Origin of the sequence: Nitratireductor aquibiodomus NL21 = JCM 21793 (assembly GCF_000615975.1) — a bacterium.
Taxonomy (GTDB): Bacteria; Pseudomonadota; Alphaproteobacteria; order Rhizobiales; family Rhizobiaceae; genus Nitratireductor; species Nitratireductor aquibiodomus.
In genome coordinates this window covers 1-24,187 of sequence record NZ_BAMP01000068.1, presented here as the reverse complement: position 1 = coordinate 24,187, position 24,187 = coordinate 1, and the positions used below count along the sequence as shown (strand labels likewise).

19 protein-coding genes and 4 pseudogenes are annotated in these 24,187 nt (G+C 61.7%); 2 read left to right on the top strand and 21 right to left on the bottom strand.

Annotated elements, in window-relative coordinates; translation table 11 throughout:
* From JCM21793_RS16680 to rimP, 4 genes are all read right to left on the bottom strand, one after another.
* Window positions 1–218 (bottom strand): translation initiation factor IF-2 associated domain-containing protein (locus tag JCM21793_RS16680; RefSeq protein WP_025031089.1); only part of this gene is annotated, 218 nt, incomplete at its 3' end.
* Complete coding sequence (locus JCM21793_RS16675; protein ID WP_007010181.1) at window positions 215–850, bottom strand: RNA-binding protein; 636 nt, start codon at window positions 848–850, stop codon at window positions 215–217. The genes JCM21793_RS16680 and JCM21793_RS16675, both read right to left, overlap by 4 nt.
* A 133-nt stretch (window positions 851–983) precedes the next feature.
* Window positions 984–2,636, bottom strand: a complete 1,653-nt coding sequence (nusA, locus tag JCM21793_RS16670) for a transcription termination factor NusA (protein ID WP_025031088.1) — start codon at window positions 2,634–2,636, stop codon at window positions 984–986.
* Between the two features lies 1 nt (window position 2,637).
* The gene (gene rimP / locus JCM21793_RS16665) at window positions 2,638–3,327 is read right to left on the bottom strand and encodes a ribosome maturation factor RimP (protein WP_007010179.1); all 690 of its coding nucleotides are present in this window, start codon (window positions 3,325–3,327) and stop codon (window positions 2,638–2,640) included.
* Between the two features lie 264 nt (window positions 3,328–3,591).
* Here rimP and JCM21793_RS29790 point away from each other — a divergent pair, with 264 nt between their 5' ends.
* The gene (locus JCM21793_RS29790) at window positions 3,592–3,756 is read left to right on the top strand and encodes a hypothetical protein (RefSeq protein ID WP_007010178.1); all 165 of its coding nucleotides are present in this window, start codon (window positions 3,592–3,594) and stop codon (window positions 3,754–3,756) included.
* 9 nt (window positions 3,757–3,765) lie between these two features.
* Here JCM21793_RS29790 and trmB read toward each other — a convergent pair whose 3' ends face one another.
* The 13 genes and pseudogenes from trmB to JCM21793_RS26590 form a co-directional block, all read right to left on the bottom strand.
* A complete protein-coding gene (gene trmB / locus JCM21793_RS16655) occupies window positions 3,766–4,467 on the bottom strand; it encodes a tRNA (guanine(46)-N(7))-methyltransferase TrmB (RefSeq protein ID WP_007010177.1) in 702 nt (233 codons plus the stop codon).
* Window positions 4,468–4,495: 28 nt separating this feature from the next.
* A complete protein-coding gene (gene metK / locus JCM21793_RS16650) occupies window positions 4,496–5,776 on the bottom strand; it encodes a methionine adenosyltransferase (protein ID WP_007010176.1) in 1,281 nt (426 codons plus the stop codon).
* Window positions 5,777–5,963: 187 nt separating this feature from the next.
* The gene (locus tag JCM21793_RS16645) at window positions 5,964–6,377 is read right to left on the bottom strand and encodes a helix-turn-helix domain-containing protein (RefSeq protein WP_007010175.1); all 414 of its coding nucleotides are present in this window, start codon (window positions 6,375–6,377) and stop codon (window positions 5,964–5,966) included.
* 130 nt (window positions 6,378–6,507) lie between these two features.
* A pseudogene (gene lnt / locus JCM21793_RS26600) lies at window positions 6,508–8,090 on the bottom strand (apolipoprotein N-acyltransferase).
* Window positions 8,091–8,180: 90 nt separating this feature from the next.
* Window positions 8,181–9,236 carry a hemolysin family protein gene (locus JCM21793_RS16635; RefSeq protein WP_025031087.1) on the bottom strand — a complete coding sequence of 352 codons (1,056 nt, stop codon included), beginning with the start codon at window positions 9,234–9,236 and terminating at the stop codon, window positions 8,181–8,183.
* Window positions 9,237–9,263: 27 nt separating this feature from the next.
* Complete coding sequence (ybeY, locus tag JCM21793_RS16630) at window positions 9,264–9,767, bottom strand: rRNA maturation RNase YbeY (RefSeq protein WP_370671658.1); 504 nt, start codon at window positions 9,765–9,767, stop codon at window positions 9,264–9,266.
* Window positions 9,768–9,780: 13 nt separating this feature from the next.
* Window positions 9,781–10,749: a PhoH family protein gene (locus tag JCM21793_RS16625; RefSeq protein ID WP_007010171.1), complete on the bottom strand. Its 969-nt coding sequence runs from the start codon at window positions 10,747–10,749 to the stop codon at window positions 9,781–9,783.
* 60 nt (window positions 10,750–10,809) lie between these two features.
* Window positions 10,810–12,221: pseudogene (gene miaB, locus JCM21793_RS26595) on the bottom strand (tRNA (N6-isopentenyl adenosine(37)-C2)-methylthiotransferase MiaB).
* Between the two features lie 63 nt (window positions 12,222–12,284).
* A complete protein-coding gene (olsA, locus tag JCM21793_RS16615; RefSeq protein WP_007010170.1) occupies window positions 12,285–13,079 on the bottom strand; it encodes a lyso-ornithine lipid O-acyltransferase in 795 nt (264 codons plus the stop codon).
* A 74-nt stretch (window positions 13,080–13,153) separates the two neighbouring features.
* The gene (rimI, locus tag JCM21793_RS16610) at window positions 13,154–13,639 is read right to left on the bottom strand and encodes a ribosomal protein S18-alanine N-acetyltransferase (protein WP_007010169.1); all 486 of its coding nucleotides are present in this window, start codon (window positions 13,637–13,639) and stop codon (window positions 13,154–13,156) included.
* The gene (gene tsaB / locus JCM21793_RS16605; protein WP_025031084.1) at window positions 13,639–14,319 is read right to left on the bottom strand and encodes a tRNA (adenosine(37)-N6)-threonylcarbamoyltransferase complex dimerization subunit type 1 TsaB; all 681 of its coding nucleotides are present in this window, start codon (window positions 14,317–14,319) and stop codon (window positions 13,639–13,641) included. Before tsaB ends, rimI begins: the two co-directional genes overlap by 1 nt.
* Before the next feature lie 62 nt (window positions 14,320–14,381).
* Window positions 14,382–16,565 (bottom strand): malate synthase G, encoded by a 2,184-nt coding sequence (locus JCM21793_RS16600; RefSeq protein WP_025031083.1) that lies wholly within the window; start codon window positions 16,563–16,565, stop codon window positions 14,382–14,384.
* A 99-nt stretch (window positions 16,566–16,664) separates the two neighbouring features.
* Window positions 16,665–18,691, bottom strand: a pseudogene (locus tag JCM21793_RS26590) (hydantoinase/oxoprolinase N-terminal domain-containing protein).
* Between the two features lie 118 nt (window positions 18,692–18,809).
* On the opposite strand from JCM21793_RS26590, the gene JCM21793_RS16590 reads away from it, so the two are divergent.
* A complete protein-coding gene (locus JCM21793_RS16590) occupies window positions 18,810–20,108 on the top strand; it encodes a mechanosensitive ion channel family protein (RefSeq protein ID WP_025031082.1) in 1,299 nt (432 codons plus the stop codon).
* A 43-nt stretch (window positions 20,109–20,151) separates the two neighbouring features.
* Here the strand turns inward: JCM21793_RS16590 and cydX are convergent, their stop codons facing one another.
* The 4 genes and pseudogenes from cydX to JCM21793_RS16570 all read right to left on the bottom strand — a co-directional run.
* Entirely contained in the window at window positions 20,152–20,271 is a 120-nt protein-coding gene (cydX, locus tag JCM21793_RS28860; RefSeq protein WP_065817381.1) for a cytochrome bd-I oxidase subunit CydX, read from the bottom strand.
* A gap of 33 nt (window positions 20,272–20,304) precedes the next feature.
* A pseudogene (gene cydB / locus JCM21793_RS26585) lies at window positions 20,305–21,461 on the bottom strand (cytochrome d ubiquinol oxidase subunit II).
* Window positions 21,462–21,466: 5 nt separating this feature from the next.
* Window positions 21,467–23,044, bottom strand: a complete 1,578-nt coding sequence (locus JCM21793_RS16575; protein WP_025031081.1) for a cytochrome ubiquinol oxidase subunit I — start codon at window positions 23,042–23,044, stop codon at window positions 21,467–21,469.
* Window positions 23,045–23,090: 46 nt separating this feature from the next.
* Window positions 23,091–24,187: ATP-binding cassette domain-containing protein (locus tag JCM21793_RS16570; protein ID WP_025031080.1), on the bottom strand; the 1,097-nt coding region annotated here is incomplete at its 5' end.

Below are 24,187 nucleotides of genomic sequence, written 5' to 3'. Positions count from 1 at the left end.
GGCCGCTGCGGTGCCGGCGCAGGCGCGGGCGTTGTCTCGGGACGCTCGTCTGGCCGAGAGAACTTGCGCTTCTTCGTCTCGACAACGACAGACTTCGAGCGTCCATGCGAGAAGTTCTGGCGCACCGTGCCCTGCTCAACAGAGGGCCGCTTTAGCGTCAGCGTCTTCTTCTTTTCGACGCTCAGCGTCTTGTCGTCACCGGTTTTCGTATCCGTCATTCCACATCCTCTGCGGTGCCCATTGCAACCGCTGCCGGTTTGTCCGCGCATTCGCCTCGAAAAGTCTCGAGCGCACTAACGCGTTTCAGCGCCGCCTTGCCCGCGTCCCGCCCGAACACGGCAGCATGTATCACATTTGTAGCCCCCAACGCCAAACTCATTTCTTCTTCGGAAAAGAGTTTGTAAGCCGGGATAGCCGGTCCGCCCAGATGGGCCACTGCATGACGAGCGGCCGTGATCTTGCGCACTCCGTCCTGCGAGGCTTCACGAGCATGCAGCACGCCATAGGCCTTGCCGCTGCGCACCGACGCCTCGACCTTCGCAGCACCCAATGCCACGGCTCCGGCCTTCCGCGCAAGCCCAAGAGCGCCCAGAGCGGCTTTTGAAAGCAATTCATCGACCAGCGCGCCCAGATTTTCGGGCGGGGTGACCGACGTTTTCAGAGCGCGGGCGAAAAGGTTTCTCTGGGCCGCCCTGTCAACATGCACCCGGTCAGCCGTGACCCAGCATCCGCGCCCGGGGAGCTTGCGCTTCAGATCGGGAACGACCATGCCGTCCGGCCCCGCGACGAACCGGATCAGGTCCTCCGCGGGCCGCGCCTTGCGCGAGACAATGCATGTGCGATCGTTCATATCGTCCACAACAACTCCAGAGCATCCTGCTGCCGCGTGCCATCACGCGGCTCCGCAGGAATGCGGCGAAACAAGGTCGGCGAAGCGCACCACAGGCGTCACGAGGACAGCCATGCGCTCCACAAGACCCATATCAGGCTTCAGCGCCTTCGGCGGCCTCAGGCGCCTGCGCACCCTCGGCAGCTTCCGCACCTTCCTCACCCTCATCTGCCTCGGCTTCAGCCTCGGCAGCGAGGTCTTCCTCGGTGATCCAGCCCATCCTGAGACGCGCGGCCACAACCATCTGCTCGGCTTCGGCGCGCGACACGTCGAACTTGGAGAAGACACCCGGCTCGAACGTCGTCTCGCCGTCCTTGCGCTCTTTCCAGCCGACCAGATCGTCGACGGCATAGCCGGCGAAATCCTCTATGGTCTTCACATCATCCTCACCGACCGCCACCATCATCGCGGTGGTAATGCCCGGAATCTCGCGCAGTTCGTCCTGAACGCCGAGTTCCTGACGCTTTGCATCGAATTCGGCCTCGATCCGCTCGAGATATTCGCGTGCGCGCATCTGGATCTCTTCGGCGGTTTCCTCGTCGAAGCCGTCGATGGATGCGATTTCGCCCGATTCCACATAGGCGACTTCCTCGACGCTGGTGAAACCCTCGGAGGCGAGCACCTGGCCGACCATCTCGTCAACGTTGAGCGCTTCCATGAACAGGGCGGAGCGTTCGGTGAACTCCTTCTGGCGGCGGCTCGACTCTTCTTCCTCGGTCAGGATGTCGATGTCCCAGCCCGTAAGCTGCGAGGCAAGGCGGACGTTCTGACCGCGGCGGCCGATGGCCAGTGAAAGCTGGTCGTCCGGCACCACAACCTCGATGCGCTCCGCATCTTCATCGAGAACCACCTTGGCGACTTCGGCCGGCTGCAATGCGTTGACGATGAAGGAAGCCGCGTTCTCGTTCCACGGAATGATGTCGATCTTCTCGCCCTGAAGCTCGCCGACAACCGCCTGAACGCGGCTGCCGCGCATACCGACACAGGCGCCGACCGGATCGATCGAGGAATCGTGGCTGATGACCGCGATCTTTGCGCGCGAGCCCGGATCGCGGGCCACCGAACGGATCTCGATGATGCCGTCGTAGATTTCCGGCACTTCCATGGTGAAGAGTTTCGCCATGAACTGCGGATGCGTGCGCGACAGGAAAATCTGCGGGCCGCGCTGCTCGCGCCGCACGTCATAGACATAGGCGCGGACGCGGTCGCCATACTTGAAGATTTCGCGGGGGATCAGTTCGTCGCGGCGGATGATCGCTTCGCCACGGCCGAGATCGACAATGACATTGCCGTATTCGACGCGCTTGACCGTGCCGTTGACGATCTCGCCGATGCGATCCTTGTACTCGTCATACTGACGGTCGCGCTCTGCCTCGCGCACTTTCTGCACGATGACCTGCTTGGCCGACTGGGCGGCGATGCGGCCGAAATCCATGGGCGGAAGCTGCTCAGCAAGGAAGTCGCCGGGCTGGGCGTCCGGATTGCGCGTGCGCGCATCCTTGACGGAGATTTCACGCGCCGGCTCCTCGACATTGTCGACGACTTCCATCAGGCGCTGCAGCTTCATCTCACCCGTCTGCGGGTTGATGTCGGCGCGAATATTGGTCTCCTGACCATAACGCGACCGCGCGGCCTTCTGAATGGCGTCGGCCATGGCGGCGATGACGATCTGCTTGTCGATGGACTTCTCGCGGGCCACCGCGTCGGCGATCTGGAGAAGCTCCAGCCTGTTCGCACTGACTGCCATGTCACTCTCCTTCGGCGTGGGATCCGGGGGGTTCGTCCCCGGCCGGCTCAGTTGCGTTTTGTTTGGCGGACCGCTGGGCGGCCCTTTCCGATGCGGAAGGGCGGCGATTGCGCTTGCGTTCGCGGCGCTCTTCCTTGTCCTGCTTCAGGGCGTCGCGCACCAGCTCGTCCGTCAGGACCAGCCGTGCTTCGGCGATTGCCTCGAAGGGAATTCCAAAGAGGACATCCTCGTCCCCTTCTTCCTCGGCCGTTTCCGGCTCGATCGTCACGGTTTCCCCGTCGCTCTCGACGACAAAGCCGCGGAAGCGTTTGCGCCCATCAAGCAACACGGCCGTTTCGATCTTGACCAGATGCCCCTCAGCGGCAGCGAAATCCGTGGTGCGCACCAGCGGCCGGTCGATGCCCGGCGAGGAAATTTCAAGCTGATAGGCCGTGTCGATCGGGTCTTCGACGTCGAGCACGGGCGAAAGCGCGCGACTGACTTCCTCGCAGTCTTCAACGGTCATGCTGCCGTCTGGCCGTTCAGCCATGATCTGCAGGGTGGCGCCTTCCTGCGCAGTCATGCGCACGCGAACCAGGCGATATCCGATCGCACCCAGAACAGGAATGATGATCGCAGCGACACGCGCCTCGATGCCGCTTTCGCGGATCAGGCGATCATCGCCATTCCTGTCTTCTGAAACTGCCGTCATCCAACCTCCGGACGGCCGCATCTAACAAAAAAGAGCGGGACCGGTGGGACCCACTCTCCGTCATAGCGACCAAGAATTTGAGCTGGATATAGCCGAGATGGCAGTTCTTTTCAAGAGCGGTGCATCAAAAGCCTGCAGCGATCCAGACCCAGAAAATTATCATGATGCACCGCACAAACGCATGGCTGCCCTGCCAGATCGTCGCTTCTCGACGGTCCGGGGTCGCCTTAAGTTATGCTGCATCGCACAATGAAAGGAAAAACCATGTCTGCACGTAAATTCGTGACGGAAATCGGTGAGTTTTTTGGGGTGATCGAGAGTGCCGTGGCGGTTTCCGCCGCAGTGCGCAATCGCCGTCGCGCACAGGATGCGGATCTTCGCCGCCTCGGCATCGATCCTGAGCAGTTTTATGGAATGCGCGGCAGGTAAGACCGCCGCTTAGACCCGCAGGAAGGTCAGATAGGCGGGTGTCCGCCCCTCGCGGATCGCCTTTGCTTCATACCTTGTGCCCGGCCACCCGGCATAGGGCGTGTGCCAGTCGTCGGCGCTTTCCGCCTCCCAGCGAAATGCGGGATGTGCCTCACAGTGCAGGAGCGTCCAGTCGATATAGGTATCGATGTCCGACGCGAAGCGGAAACGCCCCCCCGGTTTTAGCACGCGGGAAAAGCGGTCGAGATTCGCCCGGTTCACGAACCGGCGTTTCCAGTGCTTTTTCTTGGGCCAGGGGTCCGGATAGAGCAGGTCTACCTCGGCGATCGACGCTTCAGGCAGCCAGTCCAGCAGTGCGGTCGCATCATCATTGTAGACCCGCAGGTTCGCCGGTGCGCCGCCCTGTTCATCGACAGCGGAGGCGAGCTTCGCCATACCGTTGACGAACGGTTCCACGCCGATGAAACCCGTGTGCGGATAGCGTGCCAGTTCGCTAAGCAGATGCTCGCCGCCACCGAAGCCGATCTCAAGTCTGATCCGCTCCACGGGTGATGGGAACAGCGCCGCCACATCGTGTGACGCCGCATCTAGCTTTATCAGCGCCCTGTCGAGAAGCGCGGCAAGCGCCGCGTCCTGCCTGGGACGCAGACGCTTTCCATGACGACGGCCGAAGAAGGCTTCGGTAGCCCGTTTGCGCCGTTCTTCAGCCATCAGGTCTTTCCGCTACTGGCAAAGCCGCTCAGGCAGCTTTTGCGACTGCCTGTTTGAGAGTTTTCACCAGATCAGTCCGCTCCCAGGAGAACGAGCCGTCGCGGCTGGCCTTGCGACCAAAGTGACCGTAGGCGGCTGTCTTGGCATAGATCGGACGATTGAGGTCCAGATGACGGCGGATGCCGCTGGGCGACAGGTCCATCACCTCGCGGATAGCGATCTCGACCTCTTCCTCCGAAACGCGGCCCGTGCCGTGCAGGTTCACGTAGACCGACAACGGCTGCGCAACGCCAATGGCGTAAGAAAGCTGGATCGTGCAGCGCTCGGCGAGATTGGCCGCGACCACGTTCTTGGCGAGGTAGCGCGCGGCGTAGGCCGCAGACCGGTCGACCTTGGTCGTATCCTTGCCCGAGAAAGCACCGCCGCCGTGAGGGGCCGCGCCGCCATAAGTATCGACGATGATCTTGCGGCCGGTGAGACCTGCATCGCCATCGGGACCGCCAATGACGAATTTCCCGGTCGGGTTGATGTACCAGTTGCAGTTTGCTGCAACCGTAATGCCGCCGGAAGACAGCGCCTCGTGAATATAGGGCTCGACGACCTGCCGCACCTTCCCGCTGTCCCACGACGTGTCCAGATGCTGGGTCGACAGGACGATCTCGGTTACCTCGGACGGCTTTCCGTCAACGTAACGCACGGTGACCTGCGCCTTGGCGTCGGGGCCGAGCTTTGCGGCATCGCCTTCACCGGATTTACGGGCGTCGGCGAGAAGCTGCAGGATCTTGTGAGAATAATAGATCGGTGCGGGCATGAGGTCAGGTGTCTCACGGCAGGCATAGCCAAACATAATGCCCTGGTCGCCGGCACCTTCTTCACCCTGTCGGTCGGCTGCATTGTCGACGCCCTGGCCGATATCCGGCGACTGACCGTGCAGGAGAACGTCGATCTTCGCGGTCTTCCAGTGAAAACCGTCCTGTTCGTAGCCAATGGCACGGATGGCGCGGCGCGCAGCCGAGCGGAAGCGTGACGGGTTGATGAGCGGGTTGCCCTTCGAATCCGTGGCCACCTCACCGGTTTTCTTGTCCCGCTTGAGCAGCGTCTCGGGAACGCGCACTTCACCGGCGATCACGACGCGATTGGTCGTGGCCAGCGTTTCACACGCCACACGGACCTTCCACGGGTCCATGCCGGATTTCTTGGCTTCCCGATAGACCAGATCGACAATCTCATCGGAGATGCGATCACAGACCTTGTCCGGATGGCCTTCGGAAACGGATTCACTTGTAAAGAGATAGTTCTTGCGCGCCACGGGTATCCCCTCTGAGAAGAAGCCGATCGATCTGTCGGCAACAGGCGTTCCCCTGTTAGCCAAGCTGAACCTCTCAGGTCAAGCACAACGGTTGCGGCGCAAAACAAAACGGGGAATGGATTTTCCATTCCCCGCTATTCGACGGCGCCCTGAGAGCGCTTTCATCGCTGAACGAAGAGAATAATCCTCAATCCTGATTCTCGGTGGCCAGCACCTTGACCAGGTCGATGATCCGACGGCGCACCTTCGGATCGGAAATCTTTGCAAAGGCCCTGTTCAGTTGAACGCCTTCGCTGCTGTTGAGAAAATCGACGACAAAGTCCGCCCCGTCCTCCGCCATGCCCCTACCGGCTTCATTTTCCTCGCCCGGCGCGCCTTCAAAAAAGAACGACACCGGAGCGCTGAGAACCGAAGCGATTGCCTGCAGCCGGCTGGCGCCGACGCGATTCGTACCCTTCTCGTATTTCTGGATTTGCTGGAAAGTTATACCCAGGCTTTCGCCAAGCTTTTCCTGGCTCATGCCAAGCATGTTTCTTCTTAGCCTGATCCGACCTCCGACATGAATATCGATCGGATTCGGTTTTTTCTTATTCTTGTTCATATATTCTCGCCATCCGGCACGGGGTTGCCATTGACCGAACTACGTCCTCGACCTCCCAGAGCCCCAAGCCTGTCAAATCGAATTCCGATGTAGTCGGCTTACACACTATGCGTAGCCGAAAGGGGCGATGTCAATTCGCCCTCAGGCGCCGAGTAATACTTGAACCAAGAAGCACGGCCCCAAAACCAAACGCAATAAACGTTCCATTGGTTCCAGGATTCTCAAAATAAAATTTCCGTGCGCTGTGAACAGGCAATCGAACATCAAGATTGCCCACCGCATTGAGGTCGAAAGCGTCCAGAATGCGCCCCGAAGAGTCGATGACGGCGGAGATGCCCGAGTTTGCCGCACGCAGGAGGGGGAGGCCATTCTCCACGGCACGCAGCCGCGCCTGACGAAAGTGCTGATACGGTCCGGGGGACACACCGAACCATGCATCATTCGTGACGTTGAGAAGGAAATCCGAGCGGTCAGCAGCCCCGAAAACCAGCCGAGGGAAAATGATCTCATAGCACACGAACGGCAGGGCGTGCAGGCCAGGCGCCACTTCGATGGGGCGTCGTCCACTGCCTGCCGTGAACGGACCGGCAGACTGCACGATCTCTTCTATCCCAAAACTATTCAACAGGTTAGCGAATGGTACGTATTCACCGAAAGGGACCAGGTGAACCTTGTCCACGGCATCGACAATCGTGCCGTCCTGCGCAATTGCAACGACTGAATTGTAGTAGCGCGTCGCCCCGAGACCGTCGCCGGCTTCGGCCCGAACGGCGCCTGCCAGCAGCGTCTGACCTTCACCCAGCGCCTCGCCAAGCTCGACAAGGGCTTCCGGGCGGTCTGTGAACAAAAAGGGGACAGACGTCTCGGGCCAGACGATCAGCTCGGGCCTGTCTGCACCGTCGACGGGCGGTCGACGGGTAAGATCCAGCAGAATGTTGAAGATGCGCGTCTGCTCCGAAGCATCCCATTTCTCGGTCTGCTTGATCGACGGTTGGACGATGCGGACCGGCAGAAAGCGCTCCGGCGCGGCTTCAATCGAAAGACTTAGGTAACCATAAACAAACTGCGTTGTGACCAAACCAATCGCAATAATACTACCGACAATAAGATGCCGGCGTGTACCCAACAATGCAGGCATTGAAAACACCAGAACCGCCAGGAAATTCATACCCGTTAGGCCAAATATCTTAGCCGACTGCATGCTAAGTAAAGTGGGCATGGCGGCATAGCCGATTGCATTCCAGGGAAATCCCGTAAAGATTATGCTTCTAATCAATTCAGCAATGCCGAAAGCAAACGCAAGAGAAACGATCCTCAGCACACCGCCCGACCAAAGAAGACGCGCGAGAAGCGCCGCAGCGCCGTAGAATACGGCCAGGAATGCGGGCAGTCCGACAACCGCAAGAGGCACAGCCCAAGCAAAATTGTCAGCATCGACCAGCAATGCATTGCCGATCCACCACAACCCAAGCAGAAAATACCCGAAACCGAACCACCAGCCTGTCTTGAAGGCTGGTATGGCGCGTGCCCGAAGGCCGCGCCCTTCCCCCACTGCTCCGTCAAGAAGCCAGACGAGGATTGGAAATGCCACAAAACAGGCCGCAAAAAAGTCGAATGGAGCTGCGCCAGCGCAGCCAGGCTACCCGCGAAAAAAGCAACGAGCGACCGCCGCCACCCACTCAGCAATATAACCCGTCCGGCAAGGCTTTCCATTCACCCATCCGCAAAGCCCGAATCACACGACAAGCAGTATCAGCAGTTTGCCGAGCTTTGAAACCATCTCACGGATTTGGGATGGGGGCGCTACAAATTGTCGCCGATGCGCGCCGACCTTCTGCGGCGTTCCGATGCCCGGTTGTGCACGATGCGCACGCGCTTCACACGGCGCGGATCGGCATCCAGCACCTGAAATTCGAAGCCCGGTATGGCCTGCACCACTTCGCCCCGCGCGGGAACACGCCCCAGGACGTTGAAGATCACGCCACCAATCGTATCGACATCCTCGGAATGCTCTTCGGCGTGAAAATCCTCACCGATCACCTCGGCCACGTCCTCGATTTCCGCCTTGGCGTCCACCACGAAAGCATCCTCGCCGATCTGCTCTATGAGCGGCGCGTCGTCGTCGTGTTCGTCCTCAATGTCACCGACAACCATCTCGACGATGTCTTCCAGCGACACCAGCCCGTCCGTGCCGCCATACTCGTCGATGACGAGGGCCATCTGGGTGCGGGAGGCCTGCATTCGCGCCATCAGGTCCGATGCCAGCATGGATGGAGGCACGAACAGGATTGAGCGTGGAAGGTTGAGATCGCCGATTGTGCGGTCGAGTTCGACCTTGCCGAGATCGAAAGCGGGCGCTTCCGGCACTTTGCGTGCCCGGCCCTTCTTCGCCTTTGCCGTTTTGGTGATATGGCTCACAATGTCGCGGATGTGCACCATGCCGCGCGGATCATCCAGCGTTTCCCCGTAGACAGGCATACGCGAGTGACCGCATCTTTCGAAGGCATTCAGAAGATCGCCCAGCGTGGTGTTCAGGTCTACCGCCTCGATATCGGCGCGCGGGACCATCACATCCTCGACGCGGAGCTCGCGCAGTCGGAGGATGTTTTTCAGCATGGCCCGCTCGCCGGGGGAGAAGGCCGCCGTGTCGTGCGTGTGTTCGTCCAGCGCGTCCGCGAGATCGTCGCGCAGCGAGGAACCGTTTCGAATGCCAAGCGCTGCCATCATTCTCTCCCAGAGGGACAGGCGGCTGCCGGAGCTTCGTTGGGGAGGTCTACTAGACCCCTCTTCCCCCTCCTCGGGGGAGTTCGTCTCGCTTGCGGGCACATCTCCCGCCGCGATCATCGTGTTCTCTGTCATGGCCGTTTGTTCAATTGAGCCCTTCAGTTAGGCATACGGATCGCGAATGGCAAGTGTTTGCAGCGTTTTGCGCTCCAATTCTTCCATCTCTTCCGCCTCCTCCTCGGTTTCATGGTCATATCCCATGATATGCAAAAATCCGTGAACGATCAGATGCGTCAGATGATGATCGAATTGCTTACCCTCTTCTGCCGCTTCCCGCGCAACCGTCTCATAGGCAACGATAACATCACCGAGAGGCTGCATCTCACCTCCCGGAGCGAGCATATCGGGTGCCGGGAAGGAAAGCACATTGGTGGGCTTGTCCTTGCCGCGCCATTCGCGATTCAGCACCTGGATTTCTGCATCGCCCGTAAAAAGGAGGCTGACTGCACCACCCTCGTCCGGCTCAAGCCCAATCATGGATGCGGCTGCGCCGATGGCGCGGTTAGCCAGAGCCTGAAGCGCGGCTTCAGACGCCCAGTCGCCCGCCTCGACGGCGATTTCAATCAGGATCTCCGACATTTCACCGGCAGGGGGAGTATCGTCCATCAGCCTGAGCGGGTCAGCCCCGCGCCTTTTTGTCATAGGCCCGGACAATCGCGGCCACCAGCGGATGACGCACCACGTCCTTCTCGTCGAACCGGACAGTGACAATGCCGGGCACATCGCCCAGAACCTCAAGCGCTTCGACCAGGCCCGACTTGGTGTTGGGTGGCAAGTCGATCTGGCTCGGGTCACCGGTGACGATCATGCGCGCATTCTCGCCAAGCCGCGTCAAAAACATCTTCATCTGCATCGGCGTGGTGTTCTGCGCCTCATCGAGAATCACCACCGAATTGGCCAGCGTGCGGCCGCGCATGAAAGCGAGCGGCGCAATCTCGATCACGTCGGCTGCCAGAGCGCGCTCGACTTTCTCCGCCGGGATCATGTCGTAGAGTGCGTCATAGAGCGGGCGCAGATAGGGATCGACCTTCTCGCGCATGTCACCCGGCAGAAAGCCCAGCCGCTCGCCGGCCTCGACCGCCGGCCGCGACAAAATGATGCGGTCCACCGCGCCGCGCTCCAGAAGCATGGCTGCGTAGGCCACCGCGAGGAAGGTCTTGCCCGTGCCGGCGGGACCGATGCCAAACACCAGCTCCGAGCGCTCAAGCGCCCGCATATAGGCGTCCTGATTGGCCGAGCGCGCATGCACGGTGCGCTTGCGCGTGGAAATCTGCGCGGCGGCGAGCTTTCCCTTGCTTTCCATGGTCGGAAAGGTCAATTGCTCATCGGCGGCGATGGCCAGCCGCACCGCACCGTCTACATCCGATGGCGCAAGCTCCGTGCCCTTCTGCAGAAGGTCGTAGAGGTAATCGAGCGCCCTGCGCGCCTGTGCGGCGGCCACGCTCTCTCCCTTTACGGTAAGCTGATTGCCTTTGGAGCGGATGTCGACACCGAGCCGCTGCTCGATCTGGGCCAGGTTCTCGTCGAAAGGCCCGTAGAGGGCACTGGCCAGCTTGTTGTCATCGAAGGTCAGCACGATATGTGCCATGTCCGAGGCCCCTGAGGGCGGGTTCTTCAACTCAGTGCTGGCGGTCAAGCGCCTCTCCTTTTACGACACTGGCTCGGCAAACAGGCTGTTGGGGCCTGCCTGCGTGATTCGAACATGAATAATGTCACCGATTTCGCCGGCTTTTTCATCAACAATCACAGGCTGGAGCAGGGTGATCTGCCGACGCGCTGTCCCGGCTGACGCCCGGGCTTTTCAAGCAGCACGTCCATCTCGCTACCGACAAGGCTCTGGACGAAACCGCGCTGCTGTTCCGTGAGAAGGGCCTGAAGGGCCTGAAGCCGCTCATCCTTCACTGCCTCCGGCACCTGCTCGCCCAGCTCCGCACCCGGCGTGCCCGGGCGCGGCGAATATTTGAACGAGAAGGCCTGCGCATAGGTCACATCGCGCACGAGCTGCATCGTGTCCTCGAAATCCCGATCCGTCTCACCGGGGAAGCCGACGATGAAATCGCCCGACATGGCGATATCGGGCCGCGCTTCGCGGATGCGGTCGATCAGGCGGCGGTAATCATCGCCGGTATGCTTGCGGTTCATCGCTTTCAGGATGCGGTCGGAGCCCGACTGCACCGGCAGGTGTAGATAGGGCATCAGCTTCGGCAGATCGCGGTGCGCGGCGATCAGCGCGTCATCCATGTCGCGCGGATGGCTGGTTGTGTAGCGAAGCCGGTCGAGACCGGGGATTTCAGCAAGGCGGAACAGAAGCTCGCCAAGACCCCATTCGCGTCCATCGGCACCCTCGCCATGCCAGGCGTTGACGTTCTGGCCAAGCAGCGTGACCTCGCGCACGCCACCCTCGGCAAGACGCTCCGCCTCGGCGACGATCTGCGCAACCGGGCGCGACACTTCCGACCCGCGCGTATAGGGCACGACGCAGAAGGTGCAGAATTTGTCGCAGCCTTCCTGCACAGTCAGAAACGCCGTCACGCCGCGATTGCGCACCACGCGCTTCTGCGGCTGGGGCAGATGCTCGAACTTGTCTTCGATGGCATATTCGGTCTCGACGATCTTCTCGCCGCCGAGCGCACGCTTCACCACCTTGGGAAGACGATGATAGGTCTGCGGCCCGATCACCAGATCGACGGCAGGCGCACGGCGCAGGATTTCCTGCCCCTCGGCCTGCGCCACACAGCCGGCGACGCCGACCACCGTTTCGCGGCCGGCCTGGCTGCGCTCTTCCTTGAGCTGCCGGATACGGCCGAGCTCGGAATAAACCTTTTCCGCCGCCTTTTCGCGGATGTGGCAGGTGTTAAGGAGAACGAGGTCCGCCTCTTCGATCCGGTCCGTCGGCGCGTAACCATCCGCCGCCAGCGCATCGGACATGCGCTGCGAATCGTAGACATTCATCTGGCAGCCATAGGTTTTGACGAAAACCTTCTTGTCGGCGGGGCGCATTTCAGATGCGTTGCCAGTGTTTTCGGAGCTGCCGGTTTCCGGCGCGATATTCTGTTCCATGCCGGTTTCCTAACGTTTTTGCGTGTCAAAAAACAGACGATTCTTCGCTGTGTGATGAATCCGTCAGATTTCGGTGCCGCGTAAGCCTGCCGTGAGCATGGCGCGCACCTGCGCCTCGGCTTCCCGCGTGACGGTCTTGCGGTCGCCTTTTGCCAGAAACGGGATCGGATCGCCATAGCGCACAACAATATCGACGGGCCGCGACTGAAGAACCGTGATGAGGTTGGGCAAGAGGTCGGTATCGCCGATCCACGACAGCGCGGCGCGCTCGCGCCGGTCGAGGCGGAGCCCGCCCTTACTCAGATAAGTGATCGCCACGGGTTGCACCGTGACGCTTTCGGCCCGGTCGCTCGCCAGCGCAAGCTGCGCGGCGCTGAACAGCGTGCTCTTGAACGGAAGAAGCCGGTTGCCATCGCCGGTGGTGCCTTCGGCAAAAAGCACCATCGGATCGCCATCGGCCAGCCGCTCGGCGATCTCGCGCGCCTGTTCGGGCGAGGTGCGGCGGCGCTCGCGTTCGACGAAGACGGACCGCTGCTGCCGCGCGAATGTGCCGAGAATCGGCCAGCCCCGCATTTCCGACTTGGCGATGAAGTGCACACCATCAAGCGAGCCAAGCACCAGAATATCGAGCCAGGAGACATGATTGGCAACGATCATCTGCGGACGCTCCCTTGACGGACGCCCTTCCATGCGCACCCGCACACCGAGCACGCGCAGCGTGAGCCGATGCCAGAGCCGCGGCACGATGCGGTCGCTCAAAAGCCGCGTGCGCAACGCCAGCTCCTGCACCAGCATGAGCGGCAGTGTGTAAAGCGCGACAATCAGGATTGCGATGACGAAACGAAACGTGCTGAACATCAGCCTGGATCAGCCTTGAGGCCCGTTGCGAGGAATGGACGCTTACAGCATTTTTCCCCCGTGGGAAACAGCGCTCAGCGCAGGTCGCGGCGCATGACAATGGCGCTGGTGCGCCTGCCGTTTGCATCGCGGTAGTAATCCGGCCGCCCCCCGACCTGCCGGAATCCGAGCCTTCGGTAGAGCGCAATGGCAGCGGCGTTGGTCTCGTCCACCTCCAGGAACAGCGCGGCGGCACGGTCCCCGTGCATCCTGAAGAGCACCGCATCCATCAACTGACGGCCAAGGCCGTGGCGGCGCTGGTTGCGCGCCACGAGAATGGTGAGGATCTCGCCCTCATCCGCGGCCTGTCGCGCAAGCACGAACCCGGCGAGCTGCGGCGGCTTTCTGCCGATTTCGGAAACGGCGAAACCGAACACGCCCTCCTGTGTGAGCAGCGATTCAAACTCCGCATCGCTCCACGGGCGAGCAAAATCTTCGGCGTGCATGTCGGCCAGAACGAGGCTGTCCGCGACCTCCAGCGGTCGTACGACAAACTCGCGTTTTCTCGGAAAGAGCGCCATCAGCCTTCCTTTCGCGGGAGCGCGAAATTCTGCTGCGGTGCGGCGTCCGGTGCGCGCAGATAGAGCGGTTTTGGCGGCTCGCTGCCCGCCCCCTTCGCAGCGGCAAGCCGGGCGAAGGTCAAAATGTCCGCTGTTGCGCCGGCTGGCTGGATGTTGAGCGCGCCGGAGCCCGCAGCGGCTAAAAGCTCGGCGGCAACGCCGTAAACGACTGCATTCTCGGCAAAGGCCCATTCCGCCAGCCTCTCCGCTGACTGACTCTGAGGTTCGAGAAGAACGCGCCCTTTACTGTCGAAGCCTGCGGCGAAGAGATTTGGCGCGCGTTGCCCGAGCGCCACGAGAATGGTGCGCTCGGAAAAGGTCTCACGCGCCTCCGCGCCAAGTGCTTCAAGCGTGGAAACACCGATGGCCGGCACACTGAGCGCAAGCGCCAGACCGCGTGCGGCGGATACGCCGACCCGCACACCGGTAAACGATCCGGGGCCCACGGAAACGGCCACGGCGCTAAGCGCGTCATAGCCGAGACCGGCAGTCTTCAGCGCGCCTTCGATGACGGACATGACGTGTTCGGCATGCCCCTTGCCCAGGTCCAGCACGTGCCGACTGAGCTCTTCATCCGTATCGGTTTCAAGAACGCAGGCGGCGCAGAGCGCCGCCGCGGTATCGATTGCAAGAATCTTCATTCAGGCACAGTCCGGCGACCTGTTGTTGTTACCGCCGGCGAATCCGATGCGCCATCAGCGGGTCATGATGCTCTACTTGCACTGTCTTGCGCCTTCAGTTCAAGGCGGCGTGCATGCAGAACCGGTTCAGTGTAGCCATTGGGCTGTTCCCGCCCTTTGAACACAAGGTCGCAAGCCGCCTGAAAGGCGATGGACTTGTCGAAATCCGGCGCCATCGGACGATAGAGCGGATCGCCGGCGTTCTGCCGGTCCACCACCGCCGCCATGCGCTTCATCGTTTCCATCACCTGCTCTTTGCTTGCGACGCCATGATGCAGCCAGTTTGCCATGTGCTGAGCGGAAATGCGCAGTGTCGCGCGGTCTTCCATGAGACCGACATCGTTGATGTCCGGCACTTTGGAGCAGCCGACGCCCTGATCGATCCAGCGCACCACATAGCCCAGAATGCCCTGCGCGTTGTTATCGAGCTCCTTCTGGATTTCTTCCGGTGTCCAGTTGGGGCGCGTGGCGACCGGCACAGAGAGAATATCGGAGAGGGCTGCGCGCTTGCGGCTCTTGAGTTCGGCCTGCACCGCATGCACATCCACCTGGTGATAATGCGTGGCGTGAAGCGTGGCCGCCGTGGGTGACGGAACCCATGCCGTGTTTGCGCCGGCCTTCGGATGGCCGATCTTCTGCTCCAGCATCGCCGCCATCAGGTCGGGCATGGCCCACATGCCCTTGCCGATCTGCGCATGGCCGGAAAGGCCGCATTCAAGACCGATATCGACATTCCAGTTTTCGTAGGCGGCGATCCAGGCGGCCTGCTTCATGTCGCCCTTGCGGATCATGGGGCCTGCTTCCATGGAGGTGTGGATTTCGTCGCCCGTGCGGTCGAGGAAGCCGGTGTTGATGAAGACCACCCGCTCGCGCGCGGCGCGGATGCACTCTTTCAGATTGATCGTGGTGCGGCGCTCTTCATCCATGATGCCCATTTTCATGGTGTTGGGCGTCATGCCGAGCGCTTCCTCGACGCGGCCAAACAGTTCCACCGCGAAGGCCACTTCTTCAGGGCCGTGCATCTTCGGCTTCACCACATACATGGAGCCCTCGCGGCTGTTCATGCGGCGGCCATTCGTCCCGACATCGTGCAGCGCAATGGCGGCGGTGAACAGCGCATCCATGATGCCTTCCGGCACTTCATTGCCATCGGCGTCGAGGATGGCCGGATTGGTCATCAGGTGGCCGACATTGCGCACCAGCATCAGCGAACGGCCGGGCAGCGAGAGCGTGCCGCCATCGGGCGCGGTGTATTCGCGGTCGGGGTTCAGGCGGCGGGTGAAGGTCTTGTCGCCCTTCGTCACCTGCTCTTCGAGATCGCCCTTCATCAGGCCGAGCCAGTTGCGATAGACGATGACCTTGTCTTCCGCGTCCACGGCGGCGACGGAATCCTCGCAATCCTGGATCGTGGTCAGCGCCGATTCCAGCACCACATCGGCAATGCCCGCCTTGTCGGTCTTGCCGATTGGGTGCGTGCGGTCGATCACGACTTCCGCATGCATGCCATTGGTGGCGAGCAGAACGGCGGTCGGGTTTTCCGCCGCGCCGCGATAACCGGTGAATTTCGCCGCGTCCTTCAGGCGCGCTTCACCGCCATCGGTTTTTGCGACAAGCTGACCGTCGACAACCGAAAGCCCGGCAATTTCCGTCCAGGAAACACCATCGAGGGGCGCACTGGCATCGAGGAAGGCACGCGCCCAGGCGATGACCTTTTCGCCGCGCTTCGGATTGTAGCCCTTACCCTTTTCCGCGCCGTCCTCCTCGGAAATGGCGTCGGTGCCGTAAAGCGCATCGTAGAGCGAGCCCCAGCGCGCATTGGCCGCGTTGAGCGCGTAGCGTGCATTCATCACCGGCACGACAAGCTGGGGGCCGGCAACACCGGCAATCTCCGGATCAACATTTTGTGTTGAGACCGAGAAGGCCTCGCCTTCCGGCAGCAGATAGCCGATCTCGCGCAGGAAGGTCTGATAGGCCTCCTGATCGGCAGGTGCGCCATTTTCCCTGTACCAGGCGTCGATCTTCTCCTGCATCGCGTCACGCTTGGCGAGCAAGGCGCGGTTTTTAGGAGCCAGGTCGTGAACGATCTCCGATAGCGCCTTCCAGAATTCGTCGGGTTCTACACCCGTACCGGGGAGCGCCTCTTTTACGGCGAAATCGCGCAGCTCTTCCGCAACCTTCAACCCATGAAGCTCAACGCGATTTTCCATTTGGCAGACACTCCTCTTCCCGATGTCAGAAATGATGCACTGCTTTCACCACGCCTGCGGCACGGGGTCAATTCGCCGGACGGAGAAGAAGTTTCAATCTCAATCGTGGTTGAGCGTCATACGCGGGCGTCCCGACGCCTGCGCCACGACCCGCGCTTCCAGAAAGCGGCGGCTGCCGTCGACATCGACAGCGCGGATGTCGCGCGTCACGTGGAGCTCGGCCTGATCGGCGCCGGCCTGGCGCGCCCTGTCGTGCAGGTCGCGCGTCAACACGCTTTCGGCAAAGGCCAATGCCTCTTCTTCATCCGGAAAATCACGCAGTTCTTCTGCGACCTGCACCCGGTAGACGCCCTCTTGCGGCTGGCCGATATGGGCTTCGCTGCGCACACCCACCCGGCCGACAACGGCACCAATGGCGTTGGCGACATCCGCATCCTCTGGCAACACGCAATCTCCTCGAAGCAATGCGCCGAGCCCGGCATAGTGCAGGGGCGCAGATGCGCCCAGGCCGATGACCGGACGATCGAGCGAAACCCGCAGTCGCGTGACGCTCTGCTCCCCATCGAGCGCCCGGCGCATAAGCTCGTGCCCGGCGAGCGCCGCCCCGTCGAGCCCGTCCTCACACAATGCCGTTTCGAGAACGGCTTCGGCAGAGCGTCGGGCAAGACGCGCCATAACACGTTCGCAGAACGCTTCCGCATCCGTCGCTAGCTGTTGGCCGGCGCCGTCGCGGCGTCTGGCGAAAAGCACGGCGCCAAGACGCGCTGCCCCGGCATCCCATCCCATCTGCCGGCCAAGCACATGTGCGGCATCGGAAGGCGTGAAGCCAATCAGCGAAACAAGCCCGCGCGCGACGAGACGATCGAGCGGCGCAAGCTGCGCGCTGGACAGGATGAGCGCGTCAAGCGCCACCGGCTCCGGCCCCAGCCGCGCATAGAGCGCGGCCTCGCTCTTCGAGAGGCCGGTTGCGTGACGCGCCGGCATACCACTCAGACACGCAAAACGCCCGTTGAGCCGGGATGGCACCGGCCTCGTCTCCTGCTTTTGCAGCGCCTCGACAATCTGGCCGCCATGAAGATGTGCGGCAAGGGACAGGGGCACGAGCCGGCGTGGCCCGAGCACAATGCGGCCGCTCAGTCCGCCCTCTTCAATCGTGACTTCAGAATCTCCGCCGAGCCCGAACGTGCGCATTGCCACCGCCTCGACCATGGTGCGGTGACCGCCCACACTCGCTCCCTGCGGATCGATACGCGGTTGACCGTTTTCCAGAACGGCGATGTCTGTGGTCGTGCCGCCGATATCGGAAACGATGGCGCGGTCTAGCCCTGTCAGGTACCGCGCGCCAACCAGACTGGCAGCCGGGCCGGACAGGATGGTCTCGATGGGCCTGCGGCGGGCAAACTCAGCCGAAACGAGCGCGCCATCGCCGCGGACCACCATGAGCGGAGCGCGGATGCCACGCGTTTCAAGAAATCGATCTGAGGCAAGCACGAGGCGATCTATCAAGCGATGAGCCGCGCATTGAGCAGGGTTGTCAGCGCCCGTCGCGGTCCGCCGAGTTGGGCGGAAAGCTCATGGCTCATGGTGACCGGAAGGTCGGTGCGGGCGCGGATGAAATCCCTGACCGCGATCTCGTGAGCGGGGTTGCGCACCGCAAAATAGGCGCAGACGGCGAAAGCCGTCACGTCCTGCGCCAGCGCCGCGATCTCCGCTTCAAGCCGCTCCATCTCCAACGGCGTTTCATTGCCGTGCACATCATGCCCGCCGGGGAGAAACAGGACCGGATCGGACCGCAATGCGTTGCGCAGTCCCGCCTGTGTGAGATCGGTTTCCGAAAACCCGATCATGACCAGCGCGACGCGGCCGCCCTGACCTTCCACCAGCGCGTTGGTGGCGAGTGTCGTCGACATGGAGACGAGGCCAATCCGGCGCGCAGGCGTGGACGCCTTCGCCAGGACGGCATCGACGGCACCGGCAATGCCTTCTGCCAGATCATGCCGTGTCGTCAGCGCCTTGGCCTTGGCGACAACACCCGAACGCTCGCAGAACAGGACAGCATCCGTGTAGGTACCGCCGGTATCGATGCCCAGCAGGAGCGGATCATCCGGTATCCCCGTTTCGTTCATTGCAAGCCCCCGACGCGCGACAAAGCCACACGCACCATAGCCGCATCCGACTGATTAAGCTGTACCTTTGCGCCGCGCACTGTTTCCACACCGACAGAATTTGCTTTACACTGCAACCATGGCGTTCGTGGACCTTCTGATCGAGATTTCGGGTTGGGTGCAGGCCAAACTCGTCAATCTCGCCAATCCCTGGACCTTGTACCAGCTCGCAATCATTGCGGTGTTGCTCTTTGTCGCAAAGCTGGCATCGCGCGGACTGGAAAGCCGGCTCGAAGCGCGCGCACGGCGCATCAAGGGCCATCAGGGTCTTCTGCGCGTCGTCGTGGCGCTGATGCGGCGCACGGACTGGATCCTGTTCGTGCTCATGCTTTTCGCGGTGCTGACGGTGTTGCGCTCGCTCACCTGGCCGAGCCGGACCCTGCTGCTTTCGCTCGCCCTCTCGCTCTCGCTCGCCTGGCTGTTCACCTCGGTGGTGTCGCGCATCATCCGCAACCGGCTGCTTGCCAGAACCATCGGCTGGATCGCGTGGACCTATGCGGCCATCGTCATTCTTGGCATTGACGACGAGGCCGCTGCGTTTCTCGACACGCTGGCCCTGCCGCTGGGGGCAACACGATTAAGCGCACTGGTGCTGCTGAAAGCCGCGGTGCTGCTCACCGGCACTGTCTGGCTTGCCGTCGTGCTTGGCAATTATTTCGATGAGCGCGTCCAGCGCTCCGACGAGCTCACCCCGTCGATCCGCGTGTTGCTCGGCAAGGTGGTGAAGATCGGGCTCGTCATCGCCGCAGGCGCGATCGCACTGTCCTCTGTCGGTGTCGACCTGACGGCGCTGACGGTGTTTTCCGGCGCTGTCGGCGTGGGGCTCGGCTTCGGCCTGCAAAAGGTCGTTTCCAACTTCATCTCGGGCATCATCATCCTGCTCGACAAGTCCATCAAACCGGGCGACACGATCACGCTCGGCGATACATTCGGCTGGATCCGCGAATTGCGGGCGCGGTTCGTGTCCGTCATCACCCGCGACGGGCGCGAATATCTCATCCCCAACGAGGATTTCATCACCCAACAGGTGATCAACTGGTCGTTCAGCGACGAGATGGTGCGTCTCGACGTGCCGTTTGGCGTTTCCTACGAGGCCGACCCGCATCAGGTTTCGGCCCTTGCCATCGAAGCTGCCATGAGTGTCGGCCGTGTGGACGCAGACCGGAGGCCGGTCTGCTGGTTGACGGGGTTCGGTGAATCCTCGCTCGATTTCGTGCTGCGCTTCTGGATTCGCGATCCGCAGCAGGGGCTCACCAATGTGCGCGGCAAAGTGCTGCTCGCGCTTTGGGACACGCTGAAGGAAAACGGGATCGAGATCCCCTATCCGCACCGCGAAGTGATCATGAAACGCCCGGCAAGCGGGCAGATCGCGGACTGAAGTCCGAAAGCAAAACGCCGGAACGAGGCCGGCGTCTGCACGTTTATTGTTTTCCAGCTTCCCTGTTCTTCGCCGCGTCGTCCATCAGCTCGTACCACATCGCGTTGAGCACAGCGAAAGCTGCGGCGAGTGGGAAGCCAAGCAACCATGCAAAATACCACATGTCGTGAACTCCTTTAATGAGTTACAGGACCGCTTAGTAAGCGTGTCCCTTGCCTTCGCGGATATTCTTCTCATCGACCTTGCCCCACAGGACCCTGTAGACCCAGCTCGTGTAGGCGACAATCAGCGGTACGAAGAACGCGGTTACCACCAGCATGATGAAAAGCGTGAGATGGCTCGACGAGGCGTCCCACACCGTCAGGCTCGCACCGGGTGCGATGGAAGACGGCAGAATGAAGGGAAACATCGACAGGCCGACGGTCGAGATGATGCCGATGATCGACACCGCACTGGCAAGCAGGGTCGGCACCTCACGCCGGGCACGGAACAGAACGAGCGCTAGGGCCGCACCGGCAAAGCCGAGGCCCGGTGCGATCATCATCCATGGATGCGCCGCGTAATTGTCGAACCAGGCGCCGCCAGCCTGCTCCACGGTCTTGGCAAGCGGGTTGGACGGGCCGTCGGTGACGATGGCGCTGGTGATGCGGTAACCATCGATGCCAGCCCAAAGCCAGAGACCGCCGAGCGCAAAGATCACGATCGTGGCAATGGCAGCGATGCTGCCGAAGGCGCGGCTGCGCGCGGCAACCGCTCCCTCGGTTTTCACCATCAGCAGGATGCGCCGTGCATGATGAGCATCGCCACCGAGAGAAGACCGCACAGGAGCGCAAACGGGTTTAGCAACTCGAACAATGTCGTGCCTTCGTAGAAAATCCGCAGGTCATTTTCGAGCCGGAACGGCACGCCCTGCAGGACATTGCCCACCGCAACGCCGAAGATCAGCGCCGGCACGAAACCGCCAATGAACAGGGCCCAGTCCCAGCTCGTGCGCCAGGCGGGGTTCTCGCGCTTCGACCGGTATTTGAACGCCACGGGACGCAGGATGAGCGCGAAGACCACGGCGAACATGGCAAGATAGAAGCCCGAGAAGGACACCGCATAAAGCGGGGGCCAAGCCGCAAAGATGGCGCCACCACCAACGATCAGCCAGACCTGATTGCCTTCCCAGACGGGGCCGACGGCGTTGATCACGACGCGGCGCTCCGTGTCGGTCTTTGCCACGAAGGGCAGGAGCGTTCCGGTACCGAGATCGAAGCCGTCGGTGACCGCGAAACCGATCAGCAGCACGCCGAGCAGTCCCCACCAGATAACACGCAGCGTTTCATAGTCGATAAGAGTGTGCAGGATCATTGTTCTTACTCCGCCGGAACGAAAGCACGCGGACCGAACTCGGCCTCGGGCTCTTCGTCTGGTTCAGGCCCCTTGCGAATGGCGCGCAGCATCAGCGTCATTTCGACGATGAAGAGCACGGTGTAGATCAGCGAGAAGCCGATGATCGTCATCAGCACCGTGGAAGCGCCAAGGTTCGACACAGCCACGGCCGTGGGCAGAACGCCTTCGATAATCCATGGCTGGCGCCCGAACTCTGCGACGATCCAGCCGCATTCCGCGGCGATCCACGGAAGCGGAATAGCAAAGACCGCGATGCGCAGGAGGAAGGGATAGCGGTCCAGCCTGTGTCGCGCCGACAGATAGAAGAACACCCCCATCAGCAGGATGAAGAAGAAACCCAGTCCAACCATGATGCGGAAGGTCCAGAACAGCGTCGGCACATTTGGAACCGTGTCGTTTGCCGCCTGGGTTATCTGCGTGTCTGTGGCTTCACGCGGATCGTCGAGATAGGGCTTTAGAAGCAGCGCGTAGCCGAGGTCCGCACCGCTTTCTTCAAATGCAGTTTTCACATCGTCGGGAATGGCATCCGTGCTGCCGGCGGCGCGGATTTTCTGCAATGCGTCATAGGCGACAATGCCTTTTCTGATGCGCTCTTCCGCGCGCTCGACCAGTTCCTCAATTCCAGGAATCTGCGTGTCGAGCGAACGCGTCGCGATGATTCCCATGGCCCAGGGGATGTGTACGGCATAATGGGTTTCGCGTGCTTTCTGATCCGGGAAGCCGAAAGCGGTGAAGGAAGCCGGTGCCGGTTCCGTCTCCCACATGGCCTCAATGGCAGCGAGCTTCATCTTCTGATGTTCCGTGGCGAGATAGCCGCTTTCATCGCCCAGCACCACGACCGAGAGCGCAGCAGCCAAACCGAAAGAAGCAGCAACGGTCATTGAGCGCTTGGCGAGTTCCAGATGCCTGCCCTTGAGCACATACCAGGCAGAGACGCCGAGGACGAATACAGAGGCCGTGACATAGCCTGCCGAGACGGTGTGAACGAACTTCGCCTGCGCCACCGGGTTCATGAGCACGGCGTAAAAATCCGTGACTTCCATGCGCATGGTCTGGGGATTGAAGACTGAGCCTACGGGGTTCTGCATCCAGCCATTGGCGATCAGGATCCACAGTGCCGAGAAATTGGAGCCGATGGCGACCGCCCATGCCGAGGCAAGGTGGCCGAGCTTGGAGAGCTTGTCCCAGCCGAAAAAGAACAGGCCGACGAAGGTCGCCTCCAGGAAGAAGGCCATGAGGCCCTCAATGGCTAGAGGTGCACCAAAGATATCGCCGACATAGTGGCTGTAGTAACTCCAATTCATGCCGAACTGGAACTCCATGACGATGCCCGTGGCGACGCCGAGCACGAAGTTAATGCCGAAAAGCGTGCCCCAGAATTTCGTCATCTGCCGCCAGATGGTGCGGCCCGTCATCACATAGACCGTCTCCATGATGGCGACCAGCACCGACAGTCCGAGCGTCAGCGGGACGAACAGAAAGTGGTAGAGCGCGGTGATGGCAAATTGCAACCGCGAGAGATCGACGATGTTCAGTTCCATTGTACCATCCGGCTGTCCGGCTCCTTTGGTCGTCGGGGGGAAGCGCTCATTCCGGTCTCAGACCGTCGAGCAGAAAACTGTATTCAGCGGTGCCGCGGCGCGCCTCGGCAAGGATGCGGCCCCGTTCCATGCGCAGAATGCGGTCTGCGCCTTCGGCCTCGCGGCGGAGGTGTGTCGACACCACGAGCGTCCTGCCGGCCGCAAATCGTCCAACCCGCGCGATCACGTCGTTGGCGGTTTCACGGTCCAGCCCCTCGGTGGGCTCGTCGAGCAACCAGACCGGCTCATCCCGCAGCAACAGCCGGGCCAGCGCAAGCCTCCGGGCCTGCCCGGTGGAAAGGCCCGTACCGCCCTCGCCCAGCATGGTGTCGAGCCCAAACGGCAAGCGTTCCAGCAAACGTGACAGGCCTGCCGCTTCAAGCGCGACATGCATCTCATCGTCGCCGGCCGCCGGGTTGGCCAGCGCCAGATTGCCACGCAGCGTGTCGCTGAACAGCTCCGTGCGCTGTGTGAACAGGATTGAGGGAAGGCTGGCGACCGCGCCATGGGCAACCGCCATCTCACCGGACATGGCGGCAAGCAACGACGACTTGCCGGCTCCACTTGCACCGATCACCGCAATGCGCTCACCCTGCTCGATCTGCAGCGAAACGTCGGCAAGCGCTGGAAAGGCGGCGCCCGGATGGGTGGCGGTGACATGTGCCAGGCACACCGCCGTCTGCGCGGCGTCCGGCTCATTGTTTGCCGGCGTATTATCTTGTGCTCTCAGCCGTGGCCCGACGCGGCGGACGGCTGTCAGCGTGCGACCAAGCTCGACAGCACCACGCCGCAGGGCAGCAAACGGTTCTGTCGCGGTCAGGCCAATAAGCAGTGCCAGTGCGGCGACGGGTGCGCTGATGCGCCCGGTTCCCGCGAGTTCCGCGCCGGCGATCAGGATCGCGGCAAGCAGCACCGCGCCGGCGATGCCTAGCGTGATGCTAACGCCTGTTTCCGTCCTGTTCATCGCATCGTCGGCCTCGGCCAGGCGCCGGTCGGCCTCGGCAATTGCCTCACGCTGGGCCGTGATCCGCCCGGCCATGGCGAGCTCGCTTTGCCCGCGCACAAGGTCGATGCTGCGGGCACGCAGAACCTCAAGCGCATGCG